This is a genomic window from Candidatus Fukatsuia symbiotica, from assembly GCF_003122425.1.
Lineage (GTDB): Bacteria > Pseudomonadota > Gammaproteobacteria > Enterobacterales > Enterobacteriaceae > Fukatsuia > Fukatsuia symbiotica.
Map to the genome: position 1 here is coordinate 2,815,664 of NZ_CP021659.1, position 8,345 is coordinate 2,824,008.

Annotated in this window: 9 protein-coding genes; 1 reads left to right on the forward strand and 8 read right to left on the reverse strand. The window is 43.1% G+C overall.

Translation table 11 applies throughout. The annotated features are described in order from the left end of the window. Position 1: 1 nt before the first annotated feature. The 6 genes from atpG to atpB form a co-directional block, all read right to left on the reverse strand. Entirely contained in the window at positions 2-880 is an 879-nt protein-coding gene (gene atpG / locus CCS41_RS13710; RefSeq protein WP_072549802.1) for a F0F1 ATP synthase subunit gamma, read from the reverse strand. A 15-nt stretch (positions 881-895) separates the two neighbouring features. Continuing rightward, positions 896-2,440 (reverse strand): F0F1 ATP synthase subunit alpha, encoded by a 1,545-nt coding sequence (gene atpA / locus CCS41_RS13715; RefSeq protein ID WP_072549801.1) that lies wholly within the window; start codon positions 2,438-2,440, stop codon positions 896-898. A gap of 14 nt (positions 2,441-2,454) precedes the next feature. Continuing rightward, entirely contained in the window at positions 2,455-2,988 is a 534-nt protein-coding gene (gene atpH / locus CCS41_RS13720) for a F0F1 ATP synthase subunit delta (protein WP_072549800.1), read from the reverse strand. A gap of 11 nt (positions 2,989-2,999) precedes the next feature. After that, positions 3,000-3,470: a F0F1 ATP synthase subunit B gene (gene atpF, locus CCS41_RS13725; RefSeq protein WP_072549799.1), complete on the reverse strand. Its 471-nt coding sequence runs from the start codon at positions 3,468-3,470 to the stop codon at positions 3,000-3,002. Between the two features lie 69 nt (positions 3,471-3,539). Next, a complete protein-coding gene (gene atpE / locus CCS41_RS13730; RefSeq protein ID WP_072549798.1) occupies positions 3,540-3,779 on the reverse strand; it encodes a F0F1 ATP synthase subunit C in 240 nt (79 codons plus the stop codon). 42 nt (positions 3,780-3,821) lie between these two features. Beyond that, entirely contained in the window at positions 3,822-4,646 is an 825-nt protein-coding gene (atpB, locus tag CCS41_RS13735; protein WP_072549797.1) for a F0F1 ATP synthase subunit A, read from the reverse strand. 339 nt (positions 4,647-4,985) lie between these two features. Here atpB and CCS41_RS13740 point away from each other — a divergent pair, with 339 nt between their 5' ends. After that, positions 4,986-5,264: a lysozyme inhibitor LprI family protein gene (locus CCS41_RS13740; protein WP_205411440.1), complete on the forward strand. Its 279-nt coding sequence runs from the start codon at positions 4,986-4,988 to the stop codon at positions 5,262-5,264. Positions 5,265-5,413: 149 nt separating this feature from the next. Here the strand turns inward: CCS41_RS13740 and rsmG are convergent, their stop codons facing one another. Both rsmG and mnmG read right to left on the reverse strand, forming a co-directional pair. Beyond that, a complete protein-coding gene (rsmG, locus tag CCS41_RS13745) occupies positions 5,414-6,031 on the reverse strand; it encodes a 16S rRNA (guanine(527)-N(7))-methyltransferase RsmG (RefSeq protein WP_072549857.1) in 618 nt (205 codons plus the stop codon). 43 nt (positions 6,032-6,074) lie between these two features. Further along, complete coding sequence (mnmG, locus tag CCS41_RS13750; RefSeq protein WP_072549796.1) at positions 6,075-7,964, reverse strand: tRNA uridine-5-carboxymethylaminomethyl(34) synthesis enzyme MnmG; 1,890 nt, start codon at positions 7,962-7,964, stop codon at positions 6,075-6,077. Positions 7,965-8,345 lie beyond the last annotated feature (381 nt).

The following is an 8,345-nucleotide window of genomic DNA, read 5'->3' on the forward strand; positions in this document are numbered from 1 at the left end:
TTTAAACCGCGGAGGCTCCCCCGACGATTTCGGTAAGTTCCTGAGTGATGCTAGCCTGACGCGCCTTGTTATAAATCAACTGTAACTCTTTGATCAAACTGCCGCCGTTATCAGTGGCGGCTTTCATCGCGACCATGCGCGCTGCCTGTTCGCTAGCCAGATTCTCAACTACCCCCTGATAAACCTGCGATTCTAAATAGCGGCGCAAAAGCTTATCCAGTAAGACCTTAGGATCGGGTTCATACAGATAATCCCAGGATTTTTTCTCCAGTTCACCCTCTTCCGCAGGAAGGAGAGGTAATAACTGTACGATTTGTGGTTCCTGAGAGATGGTATTGATGAATTTGTTGTTGACAATATACAACTTATCCAGACGGCCTTCATCATAGGCCTGCAACATAACTTTCACTGAACCGATAAGTTCTGACAGCGACGGGTTATCTCCCATCCCCGTCACCTCGGCAACGATGTTGCTTGCTACACTATTACCACCGAAAGAGCTAAAAAAAGAGACTGCTTTCAATCCAATCAAGGCTAAATTACATTTAATGCCTTTTTCTGACCAATTTTGCATCTCAGCCAACAATTTCTTGAACAGGTTAGTATTCAAGCCACCGCACAAACCACGGTCAGTGGAAACTACCAAATACCCCACGTGTTTAATCTCACGTTCTTCTAGATAGGGATGCTTATATTCCAGATTACCTAGTGCGAGATGCCCAATTACATTACGTATCGTTTCCGCATAAGGGCGGCTAGCTGCCATACGTTCTTGCGATTTACGCATTTTGGAGGCAGCAACCATCTCCATGGCTTTGGTGATTTTTTGCGTGTTTTGCACACTGGCGATCTTGGAACGTATTTCTTTTGCTCCGGCCATTGCTGCTTCTCCTTATTACCAGGACTGAGTTGCCTTAAATTTTTCCAGGATATCTTTTAACTTACCCTCAATTTTATCGTCATACGCACCAGTTTGGTTAATGTGTTGCAGGAATTCGAAGTATTCACGGTCAGCAAAAGCCAATAACGCCACTTCAAAGCTACTGACCTTAGCCAGTTCAACATCCGCCAGATAACCCTGTTCCGCCGCAAAGAGCACCAAAGATTGTTGAGCAACGGACATAGGCGCATACTGTTTCTGTTTCAGCAATTCAGTCACTTTTTGACCATGATTTAGTTGCTTACGTGTTGCATCATCCAAATCAGAGGCAAACTGGGAGAAAGCAGCGAGCTCACGATACTGTGCCAAGGCGGTACGGATACCACCGGACAATTTTTTAATGATTTTGGTTTGCGCGGCACCGCCAACACGGGATACCGAGATACCAGGGTTAACTGCTGGACGAACACCCGCGTTAAATAAACCCGATTCAAGGAAGATCTGACCATCAGTAATCGAAATAACGTTTGTTGGCACGAATGCAGAAACGTCACCGGCTTGTGTTTCTATGATAGGTAAAGCCGTGAGAGAACCGGTTTTACCTTTTACTTTGCCTTTGGTGAAAACATCGACATAAGCAGCATTAACACGAGCAGCACGCTCCAACAAACGCGAATGAAGATAAAACACATCACCCGGGTAAGCTTCGCGACCAGGTGGACGACGAAGTAACAGGGAAATTTGGCGATATGCTACAGCCTGTTTGGATAAGTCATCATAAACAATCAATGCATCTTCACCACGATCGCGAAAATATTCCCCCATAGCACAACCGGAGTAAGGTGCCAAATATTGTAGCGCAGCAGATTCAGAGGCTGTCGCTACCACTACTATGGTATTCGCTAAGGCGTTATGCTCTTCGAGCTTGCGGACGACATTTGCTACTGTTGAGGCTTTTTGACCGATAGCGACATAAACGCACTTAATATCAGAATCGCGTTGATTAATTATCGCATCGATCGCCAGTGCCGTTTTACCCGTTTGACGATCGCCAATAATCAATTCACGTTGACCACGACCAATGGGTATCATCGCATCAACAGATTTATAGCCTGTTTGAACCGGTTCATCAACAGATTGACGTTCGATTACCCCAGGTGCAATGGCTTCAATGGCGGAAAAACCATCGTTTTCTATTGGACCTTTGCCATCGATAGGTGCACCTAACGTATTGATAATACGACCTAGCAAGCCGCGGCCAACGGGCACTTCCAAGATACGACCAGTACACTTGACTTTCATACCTTCAGCAAGATCAGCGTATGATCCCATTACTACGGCACCCACGGAATCACGTTCCAGGTTTAATGCTATGGCATAACGGTTATCCGGTAGTGCGACCATCTCTCCCTGCATCACATCCTTTAAACCATGTACACGGATGATGCCATCGCTAACGGAAATAATAGTCCCTTCATTGTGAGTCTCACTCACTATCTTAAACTGAGCAATCCGCTCTTTGATCAGTTCACTAATTTCATTGGAATTGAGTTGTTGCATGTGCTTCAGTCCCCTTAAGACTGCAAGATGTCTGACAGATGTCCAAGACGACCACGTACACTGCCATCTATCACCATATCGCCAGCACGAATAACCACACCAGCAATGACAGACTTATCGATTTTGCAGTTCAGCTTAACTTTACGTAGCAGCTTCTTTTCCATCACAGCAGATATTTTTTCTCGCTGTATATCGTTTAGCACCCTCGCTGAGGAAACTTCAACGTCGATGGTTGATTCCAGTAAGGCTCGTAGCTGAATAAACTGTTCAAGTATTTCGGGCAGAACCCGTAAACGACCATTTTCCGCCATAACCCGAATAAAATTTTGAGCGAATTCGTCAAGTTGATCACCACAAACGGCAATAAATATTTCTGACATCGCCTCTGGTGCCAAAGAACCGGAAAGCAATTCGGCAATATGTTCATTACGCGCCACTTCGACAGCAAACACTAACATATTTTGCCAAGGTCCAACCGCTTGATGCTCAACAGAAAAATCAAAAGCAGCCTTGGCGTAAGGGCGAGCTACAGTAACAAATTCAGACATTAGCCCCTCACTTACAGTTCAGCAACCATTTTATCAACGATGTCGCTACTAATAGCGTCATCCACGGAACGTTCGATAATTTTCTCAGCGCCAGCTATTGCTAACATTGCGATTTGTTTACGCAACTCTTCATAAGTGCGCTTACGTTCAGCCTCTATCTCAGCCTGTGCTTGCGTTACAATTTTGTTACGTTCCTGTTCAGCCTCGGTCTTCGCTTCTTCAAGGATCTGAGCTTTACGTTTACTTGCTTGCTCGATGATCACCTGAGCCTGTGCTTTGGCTTTATTCAATTGGTCAGTCGCATTGGTTTGCGCTAAGTCCAAGTCTTTTTTGGCACGCTCCGCAGAAGCAAGACCGTCAGCAATTTCTTTTTGACGCTTCTCAATGGCAGCCATAATCGGCGGCCACACATACTTCATACAGAAGATGACGAACAGAAAAAACGCGATGGCCTGGCCGAGGATTGTTGCGTTAAGGTTCACAGCACAATGCCTCTTTAAAAGTTAATAGATGAGCATAAATTGATAGTAGAGAGAAATACGCTACTTTTTTTACGCAACAGCAAACATCAGGTATAGACCAAGACCAACGGCAATCATAGGGATCGCATCAACCAGTCCCATGACGATAAAAAATTGTGTACGTAGCAAGGGAATTAAATCAGGCTGACGTGCTGCACCTTCCAAAAGTTTACCACCCAGGATGCCGATACCGACCGCAGCACCGATTGCCGCTAACCCCATCATTACAGCGGCAGCCATGTACAGCAGATCCATATTCAGGTTTTCCATGATAGTCTCCATATTAAGTTAAAACACAGTAGTATAAAAAAATCAGTGCTCTTCAGATGCCATCGAGAGATAGACAATCGTCAGAACCATGAAAATAAAGGCCTGTAGCGCAATGATCAGGATATGAAAAATGGCCCAAGGCACACTTAACAACCACTGTGACCACCAAGGTAACAGACCGGCAATCAGGATGAAGATCAACTCACCTGCATACATATTGCCGAACAGTCGTAGACCCAGTGAAACAGGTTTAGACAGCAGGCTAACACCTTCAAGGACCAGATTGACTGGAATAAATATCGGGTGATTAAAAGGTTGCAGGGTTAATTCTTTCACGAAGCCGCCAACCCCCTTCATTTTAATGCTATAGAATAGAATCAGAATGAACACACCCAATGCCATTGATACGGTAATACTTACGTCAGCGGTAGGAACCACACGTAACGCCGGTAATCCAAAAATATGCTCAGCGATATAGGGTAGTAAATCAATCGGCAATAAATCCATGGTATTCATCAACACTACCCAAACGAACACTGTTAAGGCGAGTGGTGCGATAACCTTGCTTTTGCCGTGATACATATCCCGCACATTGCTGTCAACAAAGCCAATAACTAACTCAACCGCGGTCTGTAACTTACCGGGTACACCACTGGTGGCACCTGCCGCTATCCTGCGGAAAACAAGCAGAAAGAAGAGACCCAACACAAAGGAAAAAAACAGCGAATCAATGTTCAACGTCCAAAACGAGGCAGAACCCACAGAGTCGGGATTGATTAGCTCAAAAGTGCGGAGATCCAACTGAAGGTGATTCAGGTGGTGAGTTATATACTCTTGTTGAGAGGGGCTTTCTCCTGATGCAGACATGATGCCTCTACCGTCACTGATAATTATTGATAATTTGTAGACCTCTTGCGAAACCTACTGTGCTATGAGCTGTTTGTCTTTCTGATACACTCGAGTGCAGTAAAATTACTGTGTTACTGGTACTCATGGCTTAACCCGATTTAAGCTTTGAACACAAGGAGCTCAACCAACCGAAAGCGAGCAAATTATACGATGCAATCAAATGAATTCAATCTATAAGTAACGAAAAGGTGAAGTATTATTAAAAAACGCGATTCATCTACGGTTTTTACAAGTAAAATATTGTATGTATTGACCTAAGGTTATTTAACCTCCCTATTATTTAAGAAGACCATAAAAATGGGCATTATTTTTTCTTTTTTGTGGGCGTTATTATTACTCACATCGACACAATGGGTTTATGCTGTGCAAAATTGCGATAATCCCAACAGTAGCCAGAGGGAGTTAAATGAATGTTACGACAAACTCTACAAACAGTCGGATGCAGAACTCAATGTTCTCTACAAGCTGATCGTTCAACATCTGAAAGGTGATAAAAACGGCACTGAGCTTTTAGTTAAAGCCCAGCGTGCCTGGTTATCCTATTGCGATGCAGAATGCGATTTTCTTTTCGTTTAGTGTGGCTCAAGGGAGCGTTTATCCCATGATCTTGCTTAGCTGTTTGAATTCTCAAACTCAATTACGGATCAACGATTTCCAACGTTACTTAAAGTGTGAAGAAGGAAATTTAAGTTGTTCCGTACCTGGCGGTTAGCACAGTAGTAACCTTATTTTAAAATAACTAAATGACGTGCTTCAGGCAGATTTGGTATTTGCAATTTAACTATTAATTCTGTGGTTATTCCTGCAGGTAAGTTCGCTAACTCGTCATTTGGTTTCAACCCTTTCAATGCGTAAAAACGTCCTTCATGTTGTTTATTCACTAAATGGTGACACCAAGACAGCATATCTTGCAGTGAAGCGAATGCGCGGCTTATCACGCCATCAAACAACGGATTTGCAATAAAGCTCTTAACACGGCTTTGTATCGGTTCAATATTGGTTATTTTTAATTCATGCTGTACTTGTCGTAGAAAGCGAACTCTTTTGCCTAAGCTGTCAAGTAAGGTGAAATGAGCATCAGGACAAACAATAGCGAGTGGAATACCAGGCAAACCTGCACCACTACCAACATCAATAAACCTGCTCCCTTGCAGGTAAGGTTTAATAACTATGCTGTCCATAATATGGCGAATTAGTATTTGTTGAGGATCATGCACAGAGGTTAAATTATAAGTTTTATTCCATTTATCTAATAAATTAACATAACTAATCAACTGTTGTTTTTGTCTATCAGGTAAAATTATCTCCTTTTCATTGAGCAAAGATCCTAATTCTTTTAGCATCAAAATATTTTTTGAATTTGAAATCATATCGCCAACACTTAAATTAGGCACTACGGCGCAATAGGTTTTGTTTTTTTAGCCAAATCAGCAAAATAGATATCGCTGCTGGAGTTACACCTGAAATACGGGATGCTTGACCGATAGAATTCGGTTTATGATCGCTGAGTTTAGCAATGACTTCGTTGGATAGGCCAGAAACATTATGGTAATTGAGATCTATCGGTAACAAAGTATTTTCATTACGTTGTTGTTTTTTTATTTCTTCTTGTTGACGCAGAACATAGCCTTGATATTTGACTTGAATTTCAACTTGGTCCGCTGCTTGAGGATCGGTTAATGCTGGGGTAAATAAATCCAGTGTGGTAAGTATTTGGTAGTTAACTTCGGGTCTACGCAGTAGCTCTTCACCATTGGTTTCCCGTGATAAGGGCGATTGTAGTAACTTATTAAGTTGATTAATACTCTCTGAATGAGGATGTACCCAGATGTCACGTAAGCGTTGGCGTTCTTTTTCTATTTGTTCAGTTTTTTTACTGTAGTGTGCCCAGCGGAGATCATTAACCAAACCTAGCTTGCGACCAATTTCAGTCAGGCGTAGGTCGGCGTTATCTTCACGTAATGTTAAACGGTATTCAGCTCTGGAAGTGAACATACGGTAAGGCTCTTTGGTACCTAGTGTACTTAAATCGTCTACCAGCACGCCAAGGTAAGCTTGATCTCGTCTTGGTGACCAACTTTCATCCTCGTTGGCTAAACGTCCGGCATTAAGTCCGGCAAGTAATCCTTGAGCTGCTGCTTCTTCGTAACCTGTGGTGCCGTTGATTTGGCCTGCAAAGAAGAGTCCCTGGATATATTTACTTTCTAACGTAGTTTTTAAATCACGAGGATCGAAATAGTCGTATTCAATGGCATAGCCAGGCCGGATGATCCGTGCATTTTCCATTCCTTTAATCGAGCGGACGAGCTGCATTTGTACATCAAAAGGTAAACTTGTTGAGATACCGTTTGGATAGATTTCGTTGCTAGTTAACCCTTCAGGTTCGAGGAAGATTTGATGGGCGTTACGATCAGCAAAACGCATGATTTTGTCTTCGATTGACGGACAGTAACGCGGACCAATTCCTTCAATTACGCCCGAATACATCGGGCTACGATCGAGATTGTTGCGAATAATCTCATGCGTTTTTTCGTTGGTATAGGTGATATGGCATGCGATCTGTCTGGGGTGTTGTGTTGGATGACCAAGGAAAGAAAACACGGGTATTGGTGTGTCACCTAGCTGAAGATCTAATTGATCAAAATCGATGGTTTTTGCATCAATTCTCGGTGGGGTTCCTGTTTTTAAACGGTCTGTCCGCAAAGGAAGTTCTTTTAACCTCTGGGATAATGAGATCGAAGCGGGATCACCAGCACGGCCACCGCTGTAATTCTCCAGGCCAATATGTATTTTGCCATCGAGGAAAGTACCAACGGTTAATACAACCGCTTTAGCACGGAATTTTATTCCCATCTGCGTTACAACACCGACGATCCGATCGTTTTCGATCATTAGGTCTTCAACGGGTTGTTGGAAGATCATCAGATTAGGTTGTCTTTCTAATGCAGTACGTATTGCTTGACGATAAAGGATCCGATCGGCTTGAGCGCGAGTGGCTCTGACAGCAGGTCCTTTGCTGGAATTGAGGATCCTGAATTGGATACCGGCTTTGTCTATCGCCTTTGCCATTAGGCCACCTAAAGCGTCGATTTCTTTTACCAGATGTCCTTTGCCAATACCACCGATTGCTGGGTTACAGGACATCTGTCCTAAAGTATCGATGTTATGGGTTAGCAACAGGGTTTGACGTCCTATACGGGCGCTAGCCATAGCAGCTTCAGTGCCTGCATGGCCCCCTCCGATGATGATGACGTCAAATTGATCAGAATAAAGCATGTTGCCTGTGCCTCGCTTAATGCAGGTGATCGTCGTGTGATCCAGGAATTGATAACGATTTCGGATAGGTTCCAAGTATCGCTGATTCTACGCAAATTTAATCGATCAGCCAAGTGGCTTAGGATCAGGTTTGATCTTGCCTTTAATTATTTTAGATCTTTTATTAGATCTTTTTATTAGATCTATTATTAGGATCGCGATTATCTGTGGATAAGTTATTATTTATAAATAAAATCATATAATTAATGATGCTAATTTGCTGTGAATGATCGGTGATCTTGTTTTGTATAAGCTGGGATCTAAATGGCGTGTTATCCACAGGGTTTCGCCGTTATAAAGTTATCCTATGGATAACTACGGGTTTTCCATTGCTTTTGCACA